We start from the raw sequence: 19,225 nt of genomic DNA, 5'->3' as shown, positions 1-19,225 counted from the left end.
AGGACGGGGAGGGGACTGCCGTGGCATTCAGCGGCTTCGACGACGCGGCCTTCGAGTTCTACGAGGGCTTGCAGGCCGACAACGGCAGGGCCTACTGGACGGCGCACAAGCAGACCTACGAGCGGCACGTGCGCGATCCGCTGGGCGAGCTGTGCGCCGAGCTGGAGGACGAGTTCGGCCCGGCCAAGCTGTTCCGGCCCTACCGCGACGTACGGTTCAGCAAGGACAAGACCCCCTACAAGACCCATCAGGGCGGCATCACCGGCGAGGGCTTCTACGTCCAGGTCGACGCCGACGGGCTGATGGTCGCGGGCGGCCTGTTCGCGCCCGCGCCCGAGCAGCTCCGCCGCTACCGGGCCGCCGTCGGGTCCGACATCTCCGGCAAGGAGCTGGAGGCGATCGTCGACGGGCTGCGCGCGGCCGGTATGGAGATTGACGGCGACCGGCTCAAGACCCGTCCCCGCGGAACCTCCGCCGACCACCCGCGGCTGCCGCTGCTGCGGCACCGCTCGCTCTACGCGCACGAGGGCTGGCCGGCCGACCCGTGGATGCGGACGGGCGAGGTCGTCGACCGGGTCCGCGCGTCCTGGCGCGTGCTCCGTCCGCTGGTCGACTGGGGCAACGCCCACGTGGGCCCGCCCGACTTCAGTCGCTGACCGGCGCCGAAAAGCCTGTGAGCAGGGGATTCTCGGGGTACGCCGGGCCTGTCGGGCCATCGTTTTGGTCCAGGTCCCCTGGTCCTGTATTCTCCTTGAGGCGCGAGCGACCGGGCGGAAACGATCGGGAGTGAGTACCGCACTGGGGTATGGTGTAATCGGCAGCACGACTGATTCTGGTTCAGTTAGTCTAGGTTCGAGTCCTGGTACCCCAGCAAAATTCTCACTAGGCCGCAGTCTCCCGGGAGACTGCGGCTTTCGTGTTTCTGGGCCTCCGTGGGAACGCAGGGGGAACGACCCCGGACCTCGCCCGGTCATCGACGCGAGCGGACTCTCGGTGGCCTTCACTTTCGCCGGGTTCGGCAAGCGGCATTTTGATGACCGGTAGGCGGCTGCCTCTTGATCACCGGCTGTCGATCTTGCCAAGATTAGGCGATTCGCTTCGCGCGCCGCATCACGTCCCTCAGGAGTGACCGGCCCGGGGTGAAGAGCTTCATCGACATCCCCGTGCATTGGAGACAGCCATGAATCGTCGATCGATCCTCGCCGGCTTGGGTGCGGTGGCGTCCATCACCTGCCTGCTCGCCCCGACTCCGGCCCACGCCGCGAGCGGTCAGGTCTACGCGTGGCTCCCCTCGGGCAGCACTGGCTATGGATCATTCGTGCCGAACGGGGACCAACTGGTGGTCGACGACTACACGCCGGCTGGTGGCTGGCGGGTGCGAGCCTCAGTCCAGAAGTACAACTCGGGCAAGGACGCGTGGCAGGCCCTGTTCTCCTGCACCGCGAAGGAGGGGCAATCGGTCCCGACCAAGTGCGCGCAGGACATCCCCGAAGGCACCTTGGTCCGCGTCCACGTCTGGATGTACGAGGGCAGCAACACCAAGTGGGACGCCTACAGCGCCACGACCCACGCCTGAGATCCTGCTCAAGACGTACACGAGGGCCGCTGGTAGCCGGACATCCCTGGACGATCACGCATCGGGTTCCGGCCGCTGCCCGGCCGGTCGGAACCCGTTTTGCATGGTGGTGATCAGGCGCTACAGTAGGGGCCGTTGGGGACGAGGCCGGATGCCGGTTCGAGTCCTGGTACCCCGGCTTCGTCCGCCCCGGTCGGACGATCAAGTTCAGGCCCCCGTCGTCTAGTGGCCTAGGACGCCGCCCTCTCAAGGCGGTAACGGCGGTTCGAATCCGCTCGGGGGTACACGGCAGTTGACCCGGATCATCGATCCGGGTCTTTTGTTTTCACGGCGGTCCGCCGGTGAGAATCCGGTTCGATGAACGCGGGAACGTCCGCTAAGCTGGGGCACGCCCGAGCGGGAGACCGCGAGGGCCGAGAACGTGAGCCTGGCCCCCGTCGTCTAGTGGCCTAGGACGCCGCCCTCTCAAGGCGGTAACGGCGGTTCGAATCCGCTCGGGGGTACCACGGAAAAGCCCTGATCATCATCTTGATGATCAGGGCTTTCGCATTATCCGGTGCGGGTGCGGGTGCGGGTGCGGGTGCGGGTGAGGACCTGGCCTTGGGCGTGAGTGCGGTCGCGGGTGTGAGCGAGCCGTCCGGGCCACCAGAAGAGCCGGCCGGCGTCCAGCGCCAGGGCGGGCACCATGATCGAGCGGACCAGGAAGGTGTCGAGCAGCACGCCGAGCGACACCAGCACCCCGACCTGCACCATGAAGGTGACCGGCATGACGCCGAGCACCCCGAAGGTGGCCGCCAGCACCAGCCCGGCGCTGGAGATCACCCCGCCGGTGACGGCCAGCCCGCGCAGCACCCCGGCGCGGTGGCCGGCGCGGGCGGCCTCCTCGCGGACGCGGGAGACCAGGAACAGGTTGTAGTCGACGCCGAGCGCCACCATGAACAGGAAGCCCATCAGCGCGACCTGGACGTCCAGCGCCGGGAACCCGAACGCGTGCCGGAACAGCAGCCAGGCGCCGCCGAGGGCCGCGAAGTAGGAGGCCACCACCGTCGCCATCACCAGCAGCGGCGCGACCAGCGCCCGCAGCAGCACCATCAGGACGAGCAGCACGACGGCCAGCACCAGCGGGATCACCACGCGGCGGTCGTGGTCCTGGGCGGCGGCGAGGTCCAGCTCGCTCGCGGCCCCGCCGCCGACGACCGCACCGGGCACCGCGGCGAGGGCCCACCGGACCTCGCGCACCGTGCGCTCGGCGGCGGGGCTGTCGGACGCATCGGCCAGCACGGCCTCCGTCCCGACCAGGCGCCCGTCGGCGGACGGGACGGCCGGGCCGACGTGTTCGACGCCCGGCACGGCGGCGACGGCCGCGGTGAGCGCGGGCCCGGCGGGCGCGTCCGCGATGATCCGCAGGGGGCGGCTCCGGTCGCCGGGGAAGTGCGCGGCGGCGAGCCGCTGGCCGGTCATCGAGCTCGGCGTGCTGGTGAGGAAGTGCTCGCGGTCCAGCCCGGTGTGGACGCCGAGGGCGCCGGCGGCGAGGGCGCCGAGGACGGCCAGGCAGCCGATCCAGACCAGGCGGGGGCGGGGGCCGATGGCGCGGCCGATCCGCTCCCAGACGCCCGCGCGGGCGGGGGCCGGGTCGCCGAACCGGGGGATCCGGGGCCAGAACACCCACCGTCCGAGGATCACCAGCAGCGCCGGGAGCAGGCTCATCACCACCACGAGGCCGCCGAGCACGCCGATCGCGCCGATCGGGCCGAGCGCGTAGTTGAACCCCATCCGCGCGGCGAGCAGGCAGAGCAGCCCGAGGCTCACCGTGGCCGCGGACGCGACGATCGGCGCGGTGGCGCGGCGCAGCGCGGCGCGCATGGCCGCGTGCCGGTCCTCGTGGCCGCGCAGCTCCTCGCGGTAGCGGGCCAGCAGCAGCAGCGCGTAGTCGGTGGTGACGCCGAACACCAGGGCGTTCAGGATCGCCGACATCCCGTCGGCCACGTACAGCCCGGCGTGCTTGCCCAGCAGGTACACCACCGCGCTGGTCACCTGGAGCGAGACCGCCGCGCTGAGCAGCGGCAGCAGCCACAGCAGGGGGCTGCGGTAGGTCACCAGCAGCACCAGCATGACCAGCAGCGCGGTGATGATCAGCAGCGTCGAGTCGACCTTGCCGTAGGCGTCGCCCATGTCGAGGGCGTTCCCGGCGGGGCCGGTCAGCTCGGTGCGGAGGCCGGGCGGCGTGTTCAGGTCCGCCTGGTCGCGGACCTTCTCGGCGTGGCTGGTGAGCGCGCCGTCGTCGGCGAGCGGGACGGTGAGGAGCAGCGCCTCGCCGTCCTTGGACGGGGCGGCGGTCCCGATCCGTCCGGCGGCGATGGGGGAGAGGGCGCGGCGGTCCGTCTCGGCCTTCGCCCTGTCGGCGGCGGTGAGGCCGCCTGCGCGGGCGTAGACGACGATGCCGGGGGCGAGTTCCCCGCCGCGGAAGCGGGGGTTCAGCTCCTCGACCCGGGTGGAGTCCGCGCCGCGGGGGAGTTCGGACGCCGACTTGCTCTGCACGACGTCGGAGAGCTTCCCGGCGTAGGGGACGGCGATGGCGACGAGCGCGACCCAGAGCAGCAGGACCGCCCATTTCGCCCGCCGTCCGGACGGGAGGCCCGGCAGCCTGCCGGGGAGTTTGCGTGAGAGCAGCACGAGGTGCTCTCCTTTCCGGGGGGAGGTTCGTACACGTTGGAACACGCCTTCGGCGTGGTGATGCGGGCTTCCTCGCGCCCGGGTCGTCGAGCGGCCACTCGACGACCCGGGCCTTCTCACGTCCGGCCCGGCTCCTTCCCGGGCGGGCCCGGCCCGGTCCCGCCCGCTTCGAGTTCGGCGTCGCTGACTTCGGGGAACGCACGGAACCGCACGTGGAACGTGCGGGCGTCCGGCGGCGGGTCTTCGTCGCGGGCCTTGTACCGGTAGAGCAGCGCGATGTAGTCCTCGAAGAACGGGCGGACCTGCTCGGGCGTGAGGCTGACCGTCGCGAACGAGAACAGCAGCGCCTCGCCGAGCTCGCCCATCCCGCCGCGTGCGCGCTGGAACCGGTCGAGCATCTCCATCTCGCTCGCGAACTCCAGCCGGGCGACCTTGTCGACGGCCTCCCGCATCTCGGCGGACTGGGCGCTGTGGGGCGGGACGCGCCGGTCGCCCGGCACCGCCCGCCACCAGCGCTCGCGGCCCTGCCCCAGTTCGGGCACCTCCTCGACGAAGCCGTGCTTGGCGAGCTGGCGCAGGTGGTAGCTGGTCGCGCCGGTGCTCTCGCCGAGGGCGCGGGCGAGCGAGGTCGAGGAGACCGGCCCCTTGCGCATGATCTCGGCGATGCGCTGCCGGAGCGGGTGGGCGAGCAGCCGCACCTGCTGCGGATCGGTCATCTCCTGAGGTGGCGGTCGTTCGGTCATGGGTCGAGACTAGATCTTACAAAGAGCGTTTGCAAGTAGCCTTGGCAAAGACTCTTTGCAACTCGCCGTCGGGCCGGCGGCGGGTCAGAACCCGTCGTCGCGGTCGACGGCGGCGTGCCAGTGCAGGCGGGCGAGCGCCTCCGCGCGGGGCAGCGTGGGGACGGTCCCGCCGGTCTCGGCGAGCGTGCCGGACGGGCCCGCGGTGCAGGTCCGGCCGTGCGGCCAGGGCCCGAGCATCAGCGCGACGAGGCGGTGGGCGGGCCCGCGCCGGACGAGCGAGAGGATCGTCTCGTCGTCCTCGCCGGGGGTGCAGATCCAGTACGTGGCGGGCGGCCGGTGCCCGCCGGTGGGGCTGAGGTCGGGGTTGGCCAGTTCGGCCTCGGTCATCAGCATCTCCAGCTCCAGATGCTCGACGGCCTCCGCCAGGAGGCCGCAGACGTGCAGCCGGGACTCCAGCGACTGCCGGACGGCCTCGTCGAGCTCGCCCCCGAACAGCCGGTTCAGCTCGCGCCGGGAGATGACGACCCTGGTGTGCGGGGACTCGCGGGTCAGCAGCTCGACCAGGACGGCGCGGACGAAGCCGTCCGCGCCGGGCCCGGCGACCGCGAGCCCGGCCGGGTGCGCGAGGTCGGACAGCACGTCGGCGGCGGAGGGGGAGCGGTCCTCGGCGGCGTCGGCGGGCCGCGGGCGCGGGCGCGGCTCGGGGTCGGGGGGAAGGGGCGGGCGCTCCGGGCGCCGCCACCGGGAGGAGAACGGCCATCGTCGCGAGGACGCGTGCGGGCGCGAGGACGACGTCCCGCTCAGCCGCTGATGCAGCACGAACGCCGCGACGAGCAGGGCGACGGCGATCACCGTGGGCAGCGCGCCGCGGACCCGGCCGCCCTCTTCCGCCATGTCCGGGGGAGGGGGCGCCGCGGCCGGTTTCGAGGCCGGTTTCGAGTGGAGGGGCCCGCACAGCGGTTCCCGGCGGGACGGCGGCGTCACCGTGCCCGGTCCGGAGCCGTGGCCGAGACGCGCGGTGGCCGCCGGCGTCGCGGTCCCCGCCGCGTCCGGGACGGTCTCGGCCCAGGCGGCCGGGGGCGCGAGGAGCAGGGCCCCGGTCAGCGGCGCCCCGGCGAGCGCCCGCCGCAGCAGGGCATGGCGAGCCTGGCGAACCGTCACAGTGCCACTCCCCCGATGATGACCCGCGATCAGTGACCCGATGTAATCAGCGGCCGGCGGTCAGGTGGTTCCGACACGGCGGGCGCGGACGAAGGTTGGTGATCTGGTGTCCGATCAGGGAATCTGCTGTCCGGCTAGGGAAGGGGCGTGCGCCAGAGGGTCGGGGCGGTGCCGTCGGTGCCGACCGCCAGCAGGTCGCCGCCCACCGCGGTGAGCCCGGTGAGCCGCTGCGCGCCGTCGCCGTCGAGGCCCTTGCCGTGCGGGCGGATCGCCCGCCATGAGGCCCCGTCGGGGGAGGCCCACAGCGCGACGTCCGTGCGGCCCTGCCCGGACGGTTCGCCCGCGATCACGAAGCCGCGCGGGCCGGCGAGCACGGACGTGACGGCGGCGGCCTGGAGCGCCTGCGCCCGCCAGGTCCTGCCGCCGTCGGTGGACGTGGCGGCGAAGCCCTGGCCGTTCCCCTCGCCGAGCGCCACGACCGTGTCGCCGCGCGCGGCGACGTGGGTGAAGGCGGCCGAGGTGACGCCCGCGGGGAGCGCGGGGCCGCCGGTCGCGGTCCACTCCTTGCCGTCGGGCGAGGTCCAGGCGGCGAGCCTGCCGTCCTTGTGCCCGCCGACCGCCACGTAGCCGCTGGAGACCGCGGCGATGTCGAGCATGCGCGCGTCCTTGAGGTCGCCGCCTCCGGCGGCGGTCCAGCGCCTGAGATCGGCCGAGTGCCAGGCGGTGGCGGACCCGCCCGCGGACCCGACGGCCACGTAGCCCTGCGGGCCGTACGCGGCGCCCGACAGCTCGCCGTCGCCGGGGACGGGCAGCGTCGCGGGCTTCCACGCGGTGCCGTCGGCGGACGTGAGCAGGATCGGCGGGCCGTGTTCGGCGCCGCGTCCCGCCGCGATCCAGCCGCTCGGGCCGTATGCGGCGGCGGCCAGCCGCTGGAGGCCCGGACCGGTGAGGCCGGATCCGCCGGCGCGGGTCCAGGCGGCGCCGTCCCTGGTGGTCCACACGGCCGCGTCGCCGCCGCCGCTGCCGACGGCCAGGGTCGTCCCGCCCGCGGAGGCGAGCCGGGTCAGCGTGCGGTCGGGCGTGACGGCGCCGGGGACGCCGAGCAGGTCGATGTCGCCGCGCCGGGCGCCGGGCGCGGTCAGGTAGGCGCCGGTGTCCTGGCGTCCGGCGACCAGTACGCCCTTGGGCAGCGCCGCCGTGCCGGCCGCGTCCCGTCCGCCGTCGGTGGGCAGCCGCTCCACGTTCTGCCAGGTGACGCCGTCGTCGCTGCGCTGCACCGCGACCCGCCCGTCGGTCAGCGGGAGGAGCGCGGCGATCCCGGCGTCGGAGCCGCCGAGCGCGGCGAGCCGCTTGTAGGTGCGGCGGTCGGTCGTGCTCGAACGCGACCAGCTCACCCCGTCGGCGGACCGGAAGAACACCGCGAGGCCGCGCTTGTCGGACCCCTTGGACCCGCCGCCGGTGCGGTGGCCCTCACGGGCGGCGTAGAAGCCGCCGGGACCCGCGGTCAGGGCGACGACCCGGCCGTACGATCCGTCGCTCTGCGGGATCTCGACGAGGCTCCAGGTGCGTCCGGCGTCGGCGGACCGCCACAGCTCGTGCTCGCCGTCGCCCTGCACGACGAGAGCGCCGCCGCTCGCGGCGAGCTGGACGGGCCGCGCGCCCTTGGCGTCCGGCAGGGACAGCGCGGCCCGCTGCCAGGCGACCCCGTCGGTGGAGGTCCACAGCAGCGGCTGCCCCTCCTTGGCCGCGCCCACGGCGGCGAAGCCGGAGGAGGTCGCGGCCAGGGACGCGACCTTGTCGCCGTCGTTGAACACGGCCTTGTCGCCGGCATGGTGCGTCCACGTGCGGCCGTCCGTGCTGGTCCACGCGGCCATGCCGGACGGGCCGCCGCCGAGCGCCGCCCAGGACCTCCCGCCCGCCGCGACCACCCGGGGGACGTCGCCGGACGCGTCCGCGCCGTTCTCGGCCCTGACCTCGGCGGCCCCCCACTGGCGGCCCCCGTCGGTCGACACCAGGAACTGCCCGCGCGTCCGGTCGACGGTCTCGCTGCCGACGGTCACGGCGACGCCGCCGCGCACCGCCACACCGCTGATGTCCTGCTCGTGGCCGTCGTACAGCGCGGGCGGCACCGAGAAGATCTGCTCGGCCCGCCGGGCCCCCGCGGTGGGCGCGACCGCGGTGCCGCCGCCGGAACCGCCGTCGCGGACCAGGTAGACGCCGCCGCCGACCGCCATGGCGAGCAGTGCCGCGACCGCCACGCCGGACCGCATCCCCGGCCGGAAGACCCGCTGCGGGCCGGTCCCCGGGGGCGTCGGCGTCGCGTGCGGCCTCCGGAACTGCCCGCCGCGCGCCGCGGGGGGACGCCCCTGCGTGCGTTGTGCAGCCGGTGGGGGCGGGGGTTGTGTTTGCGCTTGTGGAGGGCGTGGTGCCTGGGGCGGACGCGCTTGAGTCGGGCCCGCTTGAGCCGGAGGGGGCGGTGTTCGTGCCGGTGGCCATGGCGTCGGTGCTGTCACGGGGGCCGGTGGCCTGGGTGCGGGGGCCGCTGGAGGTAGGGGAGGGGGCGCCGGTGGCGCGGGAGGTGAAGGGGGCGGAGCCGGAGGCGGCGGTGCCTGTGGCTGTGGCCGAGCCCGCGCGGGTTCATTTCGCCAGCTTGCGACCAGCTTGTCGTCGCTGGTGTCGTCGTAGCGCGCCCGGACGGGGCGGGCGGACGCGTCCTGGCCCTCGTGCCGGTCGGACGTGCTCACGTTCGCCCCCTTTGTGACAGCACAAAGGGGAAGTGTACGAAATTCGGCTGACAGAAGGGAGATCCATTCTCAAAACCGGCGGATATGCCGAGCGTTGGGCGAAAACGGTCGGCTGACCGCCGCGGAGAAAGTGGTCAGGAGGAGCCCGGATCGCGGCCGGGCGCCGTGCGCGCCGACGATGTCCCGTACCCCCGGGAGGTTTCCGGGACACGAGATCAGGTGACACCGTCCGAAGGACGATCTTCTCGGGAGGGGGCGGCGATGCAGCCGTACGTCGCGATCCTCTCGCTCGCGGGCCTGGTGGGGGCGGTGGCCGCCGCCGTCCACGCCGGTACGTTCCTGCTGGCGCCGCCGGGCACGGTCGGCGCGGGCCCGTTCCTGTCGGGCGCGCGGCCCCAGGAGCACGCCATGTCCCGCTATCACGTGCGCTGGTACGCGGTCACCCTGGTCTTCCTGGCCTTCGACATGGAGATGGTCTTCATGTTTCCGTGGGCCCTCGTCGTCGCGTCCGTGGGCGCGAAAGCCGTCGTCGAGATGTTCCTGTTCCTCGCGCTGCTTCTCGTGGGCGTCCTGTACGCCTGGCGGGAGGGCGTGTTCCGGTGGGCCTGAGGGAACGTCTCGTCCGCTTCGGGACCGCCCGGCCGAGGCCGTTCGTGGTGGCGTCCGCCGGGGGGACGCGGGCACGGCTCATCGCGGAGGCCGAGGTGCGGCGGCGCGGCTGGCGGGAGGCCGGGTCCCCGGCGGAGACCGGGCTGCTGGTGGTCTGCGGGGACCCGGGAGCCGCGCTGGCCGAGGCGATCGAGACGGTGTGGCGGGACGCGCCCGGCCCGCGTGCGCGCGTGCGGCTCCCGGCGGAGGCGTCCGCGGCGGAGGCCCGCCGCGTCCTGGACGCGGCGGTCGCGGAACTCGCCGATGTCGCCGCCCAGCACGCGGACGCGCAGGCCCGGATCACCGCTGGACCGTGGAACCCGGCCGCGCCGGACGACGGCGGCGACACGTCCGCGATGGACCACGACATGGACCATGGGACCGGCCATGACAGGGGGCACGGCGGGCACGAGCACCACATGATGATGCGGCCGGGCGGGCTGGCCATGGCGGAGCAGGAGGACGACCGCGACGGGCTGCGGCTCGACGTGCTGCACGTCCCGTTCGGGCCGGTGCTGCGTGCCTGGCCCGCCGGGCTGCGGATCGACACCGCGCTTCAGGGGGACGTGGTGCAGCTCGCCGAGGTGACGGCCGTCGACACCACGGGCGACGCCCCGTACTGGGACGGCGCGGGCGTCCGGCGGCGCGTCGCGGGGCGTCTCGACAGCGCGGGACGGCTGCTGTACGTCGCGGGATGGGACGGCGCGGCGAGCCGTGCCGCGCTGCTGCGCGACGGGGTGCTGGACGGAGCGTCCGGGGACGTCCTCGGTCCGCGGTTCGCCGTGTTCGCCCGCCGGGTCGGACGGTCGCGGACGCTGCGCTGGATGACCGGCGGGATCGGCCGGATCGCACCCGAGGCCGCCGAACGGCACGGCCTCGCCGCCCGTCACGGCGGGGACGTCGCGGTCCGCCTGGACGGATGGCTGTCCGAGATCGCCGCCGGCCTGCCGCGCCTGGACGAGCCCGCTTCCGACCGGCTCGAGCTTGGCGGGGAGTCCGGCGCCGCCGGGCCGCTCGCCGTTCTTCCGGGGCTGCTCGAAGGGGAGGGGCTGGCGGCGGCGCGGCTGATCGTCGCGAGCCTGGATCCGGATCTGGCCGGGCTGGGGCGGGCCGATGGCTGAGTCGCCGGTCTGGGCCGTGGTCGCCCTGCCGCTGGCGCTGGCCGCGCTGGCGTGGGCGGCGGCGGCCCTGGACGCGGTGCTCGGTGCGGCGTCCGCCGGCGGGACGGGATCAGGACCGGGACCGGGGCTGGTGCGGGCGTGCGGCGATCCGCTGCACGAGGCCGTCCGGCTGCTGACGCAGCAGCGGCGCCGGACCTTGATGGCCGACCGGCCGCTGACCCGGATCGGGGTGGTCGTGCTGCCGGTGGCGGCGACGCTGGCCGCCGTGGTCGTCCCGCTGGGCGGGCGCGCGGTGGCGGACCTCCCGGTCGGGGTGGTCTGGTTCAACACGATGGAGGTCGCGGTCTGGGGCGCGCTGTGGCTGACGGGATGGGGTGCCGACTCGGCGTTCCCGCTGGCCGGCGGGTACCGCTTCCTCGCGCAGGGGATGGCCTACGAGCTGCCGCACATGTTCGTGCTCATCACCGCGGCGCTCGGCGCCGGATCGCTCGACCTCGGCGAGATCGCCGCCGCGCAGGACGGACTGTGGTTCGCGGTGTGGATGCCGGTCGCGTTCGCCGTCTACCTGGTCTCGGCGCTCGCGATGGCGTTCTGGGGGCCGCTCGGGCATCCGCTCGGCGGCGACCTCGCGGGCGGCGCGGCGCTGGAGCTGTCGGGGCCCGACCGGCTGGTGTTCCTGGCCGGACGGTACCTGCTGCTCACCGTCGCGGCGGCGGTGGCCGTGCCGCTGTTCCTGGGCGGCGGCGCCGGGCCGCTGCTGCCCGCCTGGGCGTGGACGCTCGTGAAGACGTGCGCGGTGCTGGGCGCGCTGGTGTGGGCGCGGCGGAGGTTCCCGGCGGTGCGGATGGAGCGGTTCATGGGGATCGCGTGGACGGTTCTGATCCCGGCGACGCTGCTCCAGATGCTCGTCGTCGGCGTCGTCGTCCTGGACTGAGGAGGATCGGAGGAGGGGCATGCAGGCGTTCGCGTTCTGGGTCCTGGCCGCCGCGGCGGCCGGGAGCGGCGCGGCCGTGTTCGTCGTCGACTCGATGGCGCGGGCGACGTTCTCGCTGCTCGGGTCGTTCCTGTGCGTCGGCGCGGAGCTGCTGCTGATCGACCTGCACTACCTCGGCGTGCTGGTGATGCTGATGATGATCATGGAGATGCTGGTGATGGCGGTCTTCATGATCATGTACATGATGAACCCGGCCGGGCTGATGCCGATGAGCATGGTGCACAACCGGCGCGGCGCGCTGGCGATCTCCGGGACGGCCTTCGCCGCGCTGGCGGCGGGCGCGGTGCTGGTCCCGTGGCCGGAGCGGCGCGGCGCGCCGCCGGCCGACCCGACCCGCGCCCTCGGCGAGGCGGTCATGGGGCCGAAGATGCTGGTGATGATGGTGATCGGGATCGCCATCCTGGCCACGATGATCGCCACGGTGGTGCTCGCCACGCACCGCGGCCGCTACGACCGCCCCGGATCGGACGCGCGTGCCGAAGGCGGGGGGGGCGGGTGAACCTCCAGGCGTTTCTGCTGCTCGCCGCCGCGCTGTTCTCGATCGGGCTGTTCGGCGCGCTGTCGCAGCAGTCGGTGGTGATGCTGATGATGGGGCTGGAGCTGATGGTCAACGGGCTGCTGGCGGCCGGGGGCGGCTTCTGGTTCTACGTCTCGCCGGGCGCCGCCGACGGGCAGGTGCTGGTGCTGGTCGCGGTGACGGTGATGGCGCTGGAGATGGCGATGGGCTTCGCCGTGGTGACGGCGCTGTTCCGCGCCCGTGACGTCGACCTCACCGACGACGCCGGGGATCTCAGGGGATGAGCGTCCTCGCCTGGGCGCTGCCGGCGCTGCCGCTCCTGGCCGGGGCGCTGCTGCTGCTGTCCGGGCGCCGCGCCGACCGGGCGGCCCCGGCGGTCGGGACCGGTGTCGCGACCGTCCTCCTCGGCCTGGCCGTCGCGGCGGCGGTGACCCGTCCGGCGGTGCGGTTCCGGCTGTTCCCTGGCTGGGACGCGGGACTGGCGGTCGACGGACTGTCCGCGGTGCTGGTGGTGACCGTCGCGGCGGTGGCGCTCGCCGTCCTGGTGCACGCGGCGGGGGAGTTCGCGCCGGACGAGGCGCGGGCCCGGTTCTTCGGGCTGATGCTGGTGTTCACGGGCGCGATGCTGGTCACCGTCACCGCCGCCGACCTGGCCGTGCTGCTGATGGGCTGGGAGGTCATGGGTGCGATGTCGTACGCGCTCATCGGGTTCTGGTGGGCCGATCCGGAGCGGGTGCGGTCGGCGGACGTCGCGTTCCTCACCACCCGCGCGGGCGACCTCGGCCTCTACATCGCGGCGGGCTGCGCCGCCGCCGGGGCGCACTCGCTGGGCCTGGCCGACCTCGCCGGGACCGCCGGGCCGTGGCGCGGCCTCATCGCGGCCGGGGTCGTCGTCGCCGCGCTCGGCAAGTCGGCGCAGCTCCCGTTCTCGTTCTGGCTGTCGCGGGCGATGTCGGGCCCGAGCCCGGTCTCGGCGCTGCTGCACTCGGCGACCATGGTCGCCGCCGGCGCCTACCTTCTGCTGCGCCTCCAGCCGCTGCTGGCCGCGACCGGCTGGGCCGGGTCCCTCGTCGCCTGGGCGGGGGCGCTGACCGCGCTGCTGCTGGGCGTCGTCGCGCTCGCGCAGCGCGACCTCAAGCAGCTCCTGGCCGCCTCGACGTGTGCGCAGCTCGGGTTCATGGTGCTGGGCGCCGGGGTGGGGGCGGTGGCGGGCGGGACGGCGCACCTGGTCGCGCACGCGGCCGTCAAGAGCCTGCTGTTCCTGTGCGCGGGCGCGTGGCTCGCCACGCTCGGCACCCAGGACCTGGGCGGCCTGCGCGGCGCCGGGCGCCGCGACCGGGCGGTCGGCGTCCCGTTCGCGGCGGGGGCGCTCGCGCTGGCCGGGATCCCCCCGCTGTCGCTGTGGGTCACCAAGGACACGGTGCTGGCCGCAGCAGGGGAGGAGTCGCTCGCGCTGTACGCGGTCGGGCTCGCCGCGGCCGTGCTGTCCGCCGCCTACTCGGCCAAGGCGCTGATCGCGGTGTGGCGGCGCGGCGGTGGCGCACGCGGGCGGGCCGGCCGACTGGCGGTGGTCCCGCTGCCGGTGCTCGCGGTGGCCGCCTGCACCCTGGGGATCCTCGGGCTCCCGGCCGTCGCGGGCCCCTGGCGGCAGGTGCTCGGCGTACCGGACGAGCCGGGGCCGGGCGCGGCCGGGCTCGCCGTGTCGGGCGTCCTCGCCGTCGCCACCGTCCTCGCCGCCGTCGCCCTCGCGCGACGCGGCACCTTCACGGTGCCGGACCGGGTGCCGGACGGGCTGCCGGACCGGAGGGCGGGGCGGACGGCGGGGTGGGCGCTCGGGTGGCTGCGCCTGGAGCCGATGGCCGGCGCCGTCCTCGTCGGCCCGACGCTCGCGCTGGCGCGGGCCCTGGCCCGCTTCGACGACCGCGTGGTCGACGGGGGCGTGCGGGCCGCCGCGCAGGCCGGGCGGGCACTCTCCGCACTGACCACGCGCCGCGCCGAGATCCGGCTGGACGGCGCCGTCACCGCGGTCGGACGCGCCGCGCGGGGCCTCGCCGCGCTGGCCCGCCGTCCCCAGACCGGCCAGGTCCACGCCTACTACGCCCAGGCGGCGGTGCTGCTCGCGGCGCTCGTCGTCGTCGCCGTCCTGGCCGGAGGGCGATGACCGTGCTCACCCTGGTGATCTTCCTGCCGCTGGCCGCCGCGCTCGCCCTGCTGGCGGTGCCGCGTCCCGGCCACCGCGCCGTCCTGGCGGTGTGGATCGCGGCGACCGCCGCCGACCTCGCCCTCGTCGCCGCGATGTGGGCCCGGCACGGCACGTCCGGGACCGGGCGGATCGCGTTCGAGACGAACGCGCGCTGGATCCCGTCCGTCGGCGCGGGGTACCACGTCGGCGTCGACGGCCTGTCGCTGCCGCTGCTCGCGCTGACCGCCCTGCTGTTCGCCGCGTGCGCGGTCTACTCGCTGCGGCAGACGTACCGGATCCGCGCGTTCGCGGTGCTGTTCCTCTTCCTGGAGACGGTGTGCCTCGGGCTGTTCGCGGCGCTGGACCTGCTGCTGTTCTTCGTGTTCTTCGACCTGTCGATCGTCGGCATGTACGCCGTGATCCTGCTGTGGGGGCACGGCGACCGGGCGCGGTCGGCGCTGAAGTTCTTCCTCTACACCTTCCTCGGCTCGCTGATCCTGCTGCTCGGGTTCATCGGCCTCTACCTGGGCGCCGACCCGCACACCTTCGACATGGCCGAGCTGATCCGGCGCCCGCCGCTGGAGGGGTCCCCGGGCCTCGCCGGGCTGACGCTGCTCGCGATCGGCACCGGCCTGGCGATCAAGACGCCGGTCGTGCCGTTCCACACCTGGCTGCCGCCGGCGCACACCGACGCGCCCGCCGCGGGCTCGGCGATCCTCGCCGGGGTGATGCTGAAGATGGGCACCTACGGCCTGGTCCGCATCGCGATGCCGATGCTGCCCGACGCGTGGCGCCGCTACGCCTGGGTGCCGCTCGCCGTCGGGCTGCTGAGCGTGCTGTACGGGGCGCTGGTCGCGCTCGCCCAGGAGAACCTCAAACGGCTGGTCGCCTACACCTCGGTCAACCACATGGGCTACATCGTCCTCGCACTCGGCGCGGCCGGGTACGCGTCCGGCGACGCCGCCGCGCGGCGGCTGGCGGTGACGGGCGCGGTCACCCAGATGGTCAGCCACGGCCTGGTCACCGGGTCGCTGTTCCTGCTGTGCGGGGTCCTGTACGACCGGGGGCGCAGCTACGACCTCGGCCGGTACGGCGGGCTGGCGCGGGGCGCACCCGTGTTCGCCGCGCTGACCGCCGTGGCGGCGTTCGCGTCGCTCGGCCTGCCCGGCCTGTCCGGGTTCATCGCCGAATTCCAGATCTTCACCGGCGCGATCGGCGGCGGCTCCACGCCCGCCGCCGTCGCCGCGGCGGTGTCGGTCCTCGGCATCCTGATCACCGCCGCGCTGTTCCTGCGGGTACTGCACCGGGCGGTGCTCGGCGAGCCCGGCGAGCTCACCGGCCGGGTCACCGACGTGCGGCGGCCCGAGCTCGCGGCCGTCGTGCCGCTGCTGGCGCTGTCGCTGGCGATCGGGGTGGCGCCGCGTCCCCTCCTGGACACCATCGAGCCGGTGTCGGCCGCCGTGGTGGCGCTGGTGGCGCGGTGAACGAGAACCCGGCCGACCTGGCGCCGGAGCTGTGCGTGCTGCTCGCGGCCGTCCTCGGGCTGCTGGCCGGGATGTTCCTGCCCCGCGCCGGTCAGTGGCGGGTCGCCGCGGTGTGCGCCGCGGGCCTGGCGGCGGCGCTGGCGGTCGCGCTCGTCGCCGCGACCCGGCCCGGCCTGATGGCGTTCGACGCGTTCACGGTCGACCCGGTCACGCACGTCACCCGGATCGCGGTCTTCGGCACCACGCTGCCCGTCGTCGTCCTCGCCGCCGGGCGGATGCGCGGGCACCCCCGGGAGAGCGAGTTCTCCGTGCTGATCCTGCTCGCCGCACTCGGCACCGTGCTCCTCGGCGCGTCCTCGGACCTGCTGGTGCTGGTGGCGGCGTACCTGCTGGCGAGCATCCCGGCGTACGCGCTCGCGGGCTTCGGCAAGGACGGGCCGGGGACCGAGGCCGCGCTGAAGTACTACCTGATGGGCGCGTTCCTCGGCGTCCTCATGCTCGCCGGGGTCACCCTGCTGTACGGGGTGGGCCGTGGCACGTCCTACGCGGCGCTCCGCGACGGGCTCGGCGCGGCGCCCGGCGCGGCGGTCGCGGTGGGGACGGTGGCGCTCCTCGCCGGGCTGCTGTTCAAGGCGGGTGCGGTGCCGGGGCACTACTGGGTCCCGGACGTCGCCGAGGGCGCCCCGCCGGTCGTGGCCGCGTTCGTCACCACCGTCCCGAAGATCGGGGCGTTCGCGGCGCTCTTCCGGATCGGTGCCGAGGTGCTCCCGCCGGGCGCGTTCGCCTGGGCGCCGCTGGTCGCGCTGGTCGCCGCCGTGACGATGACGCTGGGCAACCTCGCCGCGTTCGCGCAGGACAACGTCCGCCGGCTGCTGGCGTACTCCACCGTCGGCCAGGCGGGCTACCTGCTCGTCCCGGTCGCGATGGCGGGACGGGCCGCCCTCGCCGAACCCGCCCTGCTGTACTACGTCGCGGCGTACGCGGTGACCAACCTCGGCGCGTTCGCGGTGGTCGTCGCCGTGGGCCGGGACGATCTGGCCGGCTACACCGGCCTGCTGCGCGCCTCGCCCGCCCTCGGGACGTCCCTGGTCGTCTGCCTGCTCGGCCTCGTCGGGACGCCGCCGACCGCCGTCTTCGTCGGCAAGCTGCTGATGTTCGGCGCGGCACTGGAGGGGCACTACGCCTGGCTCGCCGCGCTGGCGGCGGCCAACTCCGTCGCCAGCGTCTTCTACTACCTGCGCTGGATCGTCCCGGCGTTCGGCGGGCCCGCCGCCCCGCTCCGCCCGGCCCGGAGCGCCTTGGTCGTCGCCGTCGCACTCGCCGCCGTGTCGCTGGCCCTCGGCATCGGCAGCGGTCTGGTCCTCGCCACCTGACCGGTCAGGTGAGGAGGCCGCGGGCGCGGGCGAGGTCCAGGGCCGATCGGGCGGCGGGGGCGAGCAGGTCGCGGTCGTCCGGGGCGAGGTAGACGAACTCGTCGACCTCCGCGGACGCGGTGACCTCGCCCCGGTAGCCGGCGGTGCAGCAGACCATCGTGACCTGGGCGAAGTCCGGCTGGTCGTGCGCGGGTGCGCGGATCACGCCGAGTTCCCGGAAGGACGCGGCGTCCAGTTCGAGGTCGAGCTCCTCGCGGACCTCTCGCGACAGCGCCGACCAGTCGTCCTCGCCCGGCTCGCGCTTCCCGCCGGGCAGGTACAGCAGGTCCCGCCCGCGGGCCCGGACGGCGAGCAGCTTGCCGTCGGTGACCTGCACCCAGGCGACGACGTCGAGATCAGTCATGCCCGCCATTATCGGCGGACCGCGACGGTGCTCTCGTCGGTGAGGCCGAAGCGTTCCGCGGCGGAGCCCCGGTTGACGGCGAGGCCGAGCCGGCCGGACGAGTCGACCCACAGGAGCGGCTCGCTCGGCCCGACGCTGCCGAACGTCTCGGCGAACGGGACGCGGACCGTGCCGCCGTCCCAGGTCACGGTGAGGTCCGTCCCGTACCCGACGGGGCCGAGCGCGGCGGTCAGGTGCGCGCGGTCGGCGTACAGGATCAGGCTGCCGAAGCGGTCGCCGTAGAGGACGGCGGCGGTCAGCCCGCCGCCTTCGGTCGTGGGCTCCGGGACGTCCAGGGGGACGGGGTCGATGGGGGCGCCGAAGGCGGCGAGGTCGGCGCCGCGGGCGAGGTGCGCGGCGGCGGGGGCGAACACGTCCCGGCCGTGGAAGGTCGTCGACACGGTGGCGAGGCGGTAGGCGGGGTCGTCCAGGCGGTGCGCCCGGACGACGCCACCGAGCCGGTGCGCGGCCGGGACGAGCAGCCCGTTGTCGGGGCCGACGAGCACGTCGCCGCGCCCGGTGGCGATCCCGATGGGGGCGCGGGACGTGCCCACGCCCGGGTCGACGATCCCGATGTGCACGCCGACCGGCAGGTAGGGGAGCGCGTCGCGGAGCAGCATCGCGCCCTCGCGGACCTTGTACGGCGTGATCTCGTCGCTCAGCACGAGCAGGTTCGCCGCGGCCTCGATCGTGTACACGACCCCGGCGCAGACGGCGGTGTAGGCGGCGCCGAAGTCGGTGGCGAGGCTGACGAACGGGCGGTCGGGCACGGCGGATCCCCCCACGGCGGAAGCGACCAGGTCACCGTATCCCCGCGGGCCGCGCACCGGGCTGCTAGCGCACGGTGAACAGCACCCCGGCCGCGGCCAGCAGGATCGTCAGGGCCGTGGCCAGCAGGATCGAGAAGGGATCGACGACCGCCTCACCGGCGAGCAGCCGCCGCTGCCGGGTCCGGAACTGCACGCGCGTGCGGCGGAGCTGGAGCGCGGCGCCGCCGCACACGACCGCCGCCGCCACCACCGCCCCGGCGGTCGAGGGCGCCAGCCGCACGCACAGCAGCCCCGCGACGGTCAGCGCCAGCGTGGTGCGGGACCAGGCCAGCGCCGTCCGCTCGGGCTGGGCGCCGCGGTCCCACAGGGTCATCGGGTGGCCAGCAGCGCGACGAGGAGGACCACGGCCCCGAACGCCAGCCCGTAGGACATCACCGGGGCCAGCGCGGGCAGCGGCAGCGTCTCCGCGCGCCGCAGCGCCCGTTCGGTGCGCAGCCAGCGGCGGAACGCCAGCGCCGCGACCAGCGCGCCGGTGGCCGAGAACCCGATCGCCAGCCCGTGCCGCAGCGCGGTGTCCATCAGATGGCCGCTCAGCGCCAGCCCGATCCCGCCCGCGATCAGGGCGAGCGCGGTCCGGATCCAGGCCAGGAACGTGCGCTCGTTCGCGAGCGTAAAGCGGGGGTCGGGATCGTCGCCCTCGGCCAGCAGGCGGTCGGTCCACCGGGCGCCGGGGGAGTCCGGGGGGTCGGCGGGGTCCGTCGCGGTCATGGGCGCATCACTTCACCAGGCTCGGCGGG

General features: G+C 74.8%; 18 protein-coding genes and 3 tRNA genes. 13 read left to right on the top strand and 8 right to left on the bottom strand.

Annotation, left to right across the window (positions count from 1 at the left end):
- The first annotated feature begins 20 nt into the window (after nt 1-20).
- The 5 genes from QP090_RS06110 to QP090_RS06090 all read left to right on the top strand — a co-directional run bounded on the left by QP090_RS06110 (nt 21) and on the right by QP090_RS06090 (nt 2,082).
- Nucleotides 21-656 (top strand): DUF2461 domain-containing protein, encoded by a 636-nt coding sequence (locus QP090_RS06110; protein WP_285937495.1) that lies wholly within the window; start codon nt 21-23, stop codon nt 654-656.
- 143 nt (nt 657-799) lie between these two features.
- Nucleotides 800-871: transfer RNA gene (locus QP090_RS06105), tRNA-Gln, on the top strand.
- 309 nt (nt 872-1,180) lie between these two features.
- The gene (locus QP090_RS06100; RefSeq protein WP_285937493.1) at nt 1,181-1,576 is read left to right on the top strand and encodes a hypothetical protein; all 396 of its coding nucleotides are present in this window, start codon (nt 1,181-1,183) and stop codon (nt 1,574-1,576) included.
- 211 nt (nt 1,577-1,787) lie between these two features.
- Nucleotides 1,788-1,860: transfer RNA gene (locus QP090_RS06095), tRNA-Glu, on the top strand.
- A 146-nt stretch (nt 1,861-2,006) separates the two neighbouring features.
- Nucleotides 2,007-2,082 (top strand) — tRNA-Glu (locus QP090_RS06090).
- A 43-nt stretch (nt 2,083-2,125) separates the two neighbouring features.
- Here the strand turns inward: QP090_RS06090 and QP090_RS06085 are convergent.
- From QP090_RS06085 to QP090_RS06070, 4 genes are all read right to left on the bottom strand, one after another.
- Nucleotides 2,126-4,249 (bottom strand): MMPL family transporter, encoded by a 2,124-nt coding sequence (locus QP090_RS06085; protein ID WP_285937491.1) that lies wholly within the window; start codon nt 4,247-4,249, stop codon nt 2,126-2,128.
- Between the two features lie 116 nt (nt 4,250-4,365).
- The gene (locus tag QP090_RS06080) at nt 4,366-4,992 is read right to left on the bottom strand and encodes an ArsR/SmtB family transcription factor (protein WP_285937490.1); all 627 of its coding nucleotides are present in this window, start codon (nt 4,990-4,992) and stop codon (nt 4,366-4,368) included.
- 84 nt (nt 4,993-5,076) lie between these two features.
- Nucleotides 5,077-6,153: a hypothetical protein gene (locus QP090_RS06075; RefSeq protein WP_285937489.1), complete on the bottom strand. Its 1,077-nt coding sequence runs from the start codon at nt 6,151-6,153 to the stop codon at nt 5,077-5,079.
- A 134-nt stretch (nt 6,154-6,287) separates the two neighbouring features.
- Entirely contained in the window at nt 6,288-8,411 is a 2,124-nt protein-coding gene (locus QP090_RS06070; RefSeq protein WP_285937487.1) for a beta propeller repeat protein, read from the bottom strand.
- Nucleotides 8,412-9,158: 747 nt separating this feature from the next.
- On the opposite strand from QP090_RS06070, the gene QP090_RS06065 reads away from it, so the two are divergent.
- Genes QP090_RS06065 through QP090_RS06030 form a run of 8 tightly spaced genes read left to right on the top strand, consistent with a single transcriptional unit; the run spans nt 9,159 to nt 17,216 of the window.
- On the top strand, nt 9,159-9,506 hold the full coding sequence (locus tag QP090_RS06065) for an NADH-quinone oxidoreductase subunit A (RefSeq protein WP_285937485.1): 348 nt from the start codon (nt 9,159-9,161) through the stop codon (nt 9,504-9,506).
- A complete protein-coding gene (locus QP090_RS06060; protein WP_285937484.1) occupies nt 9,497-10,666 on the top strand; it encodes a hypothetical protein in 1,170 nt (389 codons plus the stop codon). The genes QP090_RS06065 and QP090_RS06060 overlap by 10 nt, the downstream gene beginning before the upstream one ends.
- A complete protein-coding gene (locus QP090_RS06055) occupies nt 10,659-11,600 on the top strand; it encodes a complex I subunit 1 family protein (RefSeq protein WP_285937482.1) in 942 nt (313 codons plus the stop codon). Before QP090_RS06060 ends, QP090_RS06055 begins: the two co-directional genes overlap by 8 nt.
- Nucleotides 11,601-11,619: 19 nt before the next feature.
- Nucleotides 11,620-12,159 carry an NADH-quinone oxidoreductase subunit J gene (locus QP090_RS06050; protein WP_285937480.1) on the top strand — a complete coding sequence of 180 codons (540 nt, stop codon included), beginning with the start codon at nt 11,620-11,622 and terminating at the stop codon, nt 12,157-12,159.
- Entirely contained in the window at nt 12,156-12,461 is a 306-nt protein-coding gene (nuoK, locus tag QP090_RS06045) for an NADH-quinone oxidoreductase subunit NuoK (RefSeq protein WP_285937479.1), read from the top strand. The genes QP090_RS06050 and nuoK overlap by 4 nt, the downstream gene beginning before the upstream one ends.
- On the top strand, nt 12,458-14,338 hold the full coding sequence (locus QP090_RS06040; protein WP_285937478.1) for an NADH-quinone oxidoreductase subunit 5 family protein: 1,881 nt from the start codon (nt 12,458-12,460) through the stop codon (nt 14,336-14,338). The genes nuoK and QP090_RS06040 overlap by 4 nt, the downstream gene beginning before the upstream one ends.
- Nucleotides 14,335-15,843: a complex I subunit 4 family protein gene (locus QP090_RS06035; protein ID WP_285937477.1), complete on the top strand. Its 1,509-nt coding sequence runs from the start codon at nt 14,335-14,337 to the stop codon at nt 15,841-15,843. Before QP090_RS06040 ends, QP090_RS06035 begins: the two co-directional genes overlap by 4 nt.
- On the top strand, nt 15,840-17,216 hold the full coding sequence (locus QP090_RS06030; protein ID WP_285937476.1) for an NADH-quinone oxidoreductase subunit N: 1,377 nt from the start codon (nt 15,840-15,842) through the stop codon (nt 17,214-17,216). Before QP090_RS06035 ends, QP090_RS06030 begins: the two co-directional genes overlap by 4 nt.
- A 4-nt stretch (nt 17,217-17,220) precedes the next feature.
- On the opposite strand, the gene QP090_RS06025 is transcribed toward QP090_RS06030, so the two are convergent.
- The 4 genes from QP090_RS06025 to QP090_RS06010 all read right to left on the bottom strand — a co-directional run bounded on the left by QP090_RS06025 (nt 17,221) and on the right by QP090_RS06010 (nt 19,196).
- The gene (locus QP090_RS06025) at nt 17,221-17,619 is read right to left on the bottom strand and encodes an NUDIX hydrolase (protein ID WP_285937475.1); all 399 of its coding nucleotides are present in this window, start codon (nt 17,617-17,619) and stop codon (nt 17,221-17,223) included.
- An 8-nt stretch (nt 17,620-17,627) separates the two neighbouring features.
- The gene (locus tag QP090_RS06020; RefSeq protein ID WP_285937474.1) at nt 17,628-18,428 is read right to left on the bottom strand and encodes an SAM hydrolase/SAM-dependent halogenase family protein; all 801 of its coding nucleotides are present in this window, start codon (nt 18,426-18,428) and stop codon (nt 17,628-17,630) included.
- A gap of 64 nt (nt 18,429-18,492) precedes the next feature.
- Nucleotides 18,493-18,801 carry a DUF202 domain-containing protein gene (locus tag QP090_RS06015; protein ID WP_285937473.1) on the bottom strand — a complete coding sequence of 103 codons (309 nt, stop codon included), beginning with the start codon at nt 18,799-18,801 and terminating at the stop codon, nt 18,493-18,495.
- Nucleotides 18,798-19,196, bottom strand: a complete 399-nt coding sequence (locus QP090_RS06010) for a YidH family protein (protein ID WP_285937472.1) — start codon at nt 19,194-19,196, stop codon at nt 18,798-18,800. The genes QP090_RS06015 and QP090_RS06010 overlap by 4 nt, the downstream gene beginning before the upstream one ends.
- Between the last annotated feature and the right edge of the window lie 29 nt (nt 19,197-19,225).

Source organism: Actinomadura xylanilytica (genome assembly GCF_030283145.1).
GTDB lineage: Bacteria > Actinomycetota > Actinomycetes > Streptosporangiales > Streptosporangiaceae > Spirillospora > Spirillospora xylanilytica.
Note: the sequence above shows the minus strand (reverse complement) of the source record. Positions and strands in the feature narration are given on the sequence as shown.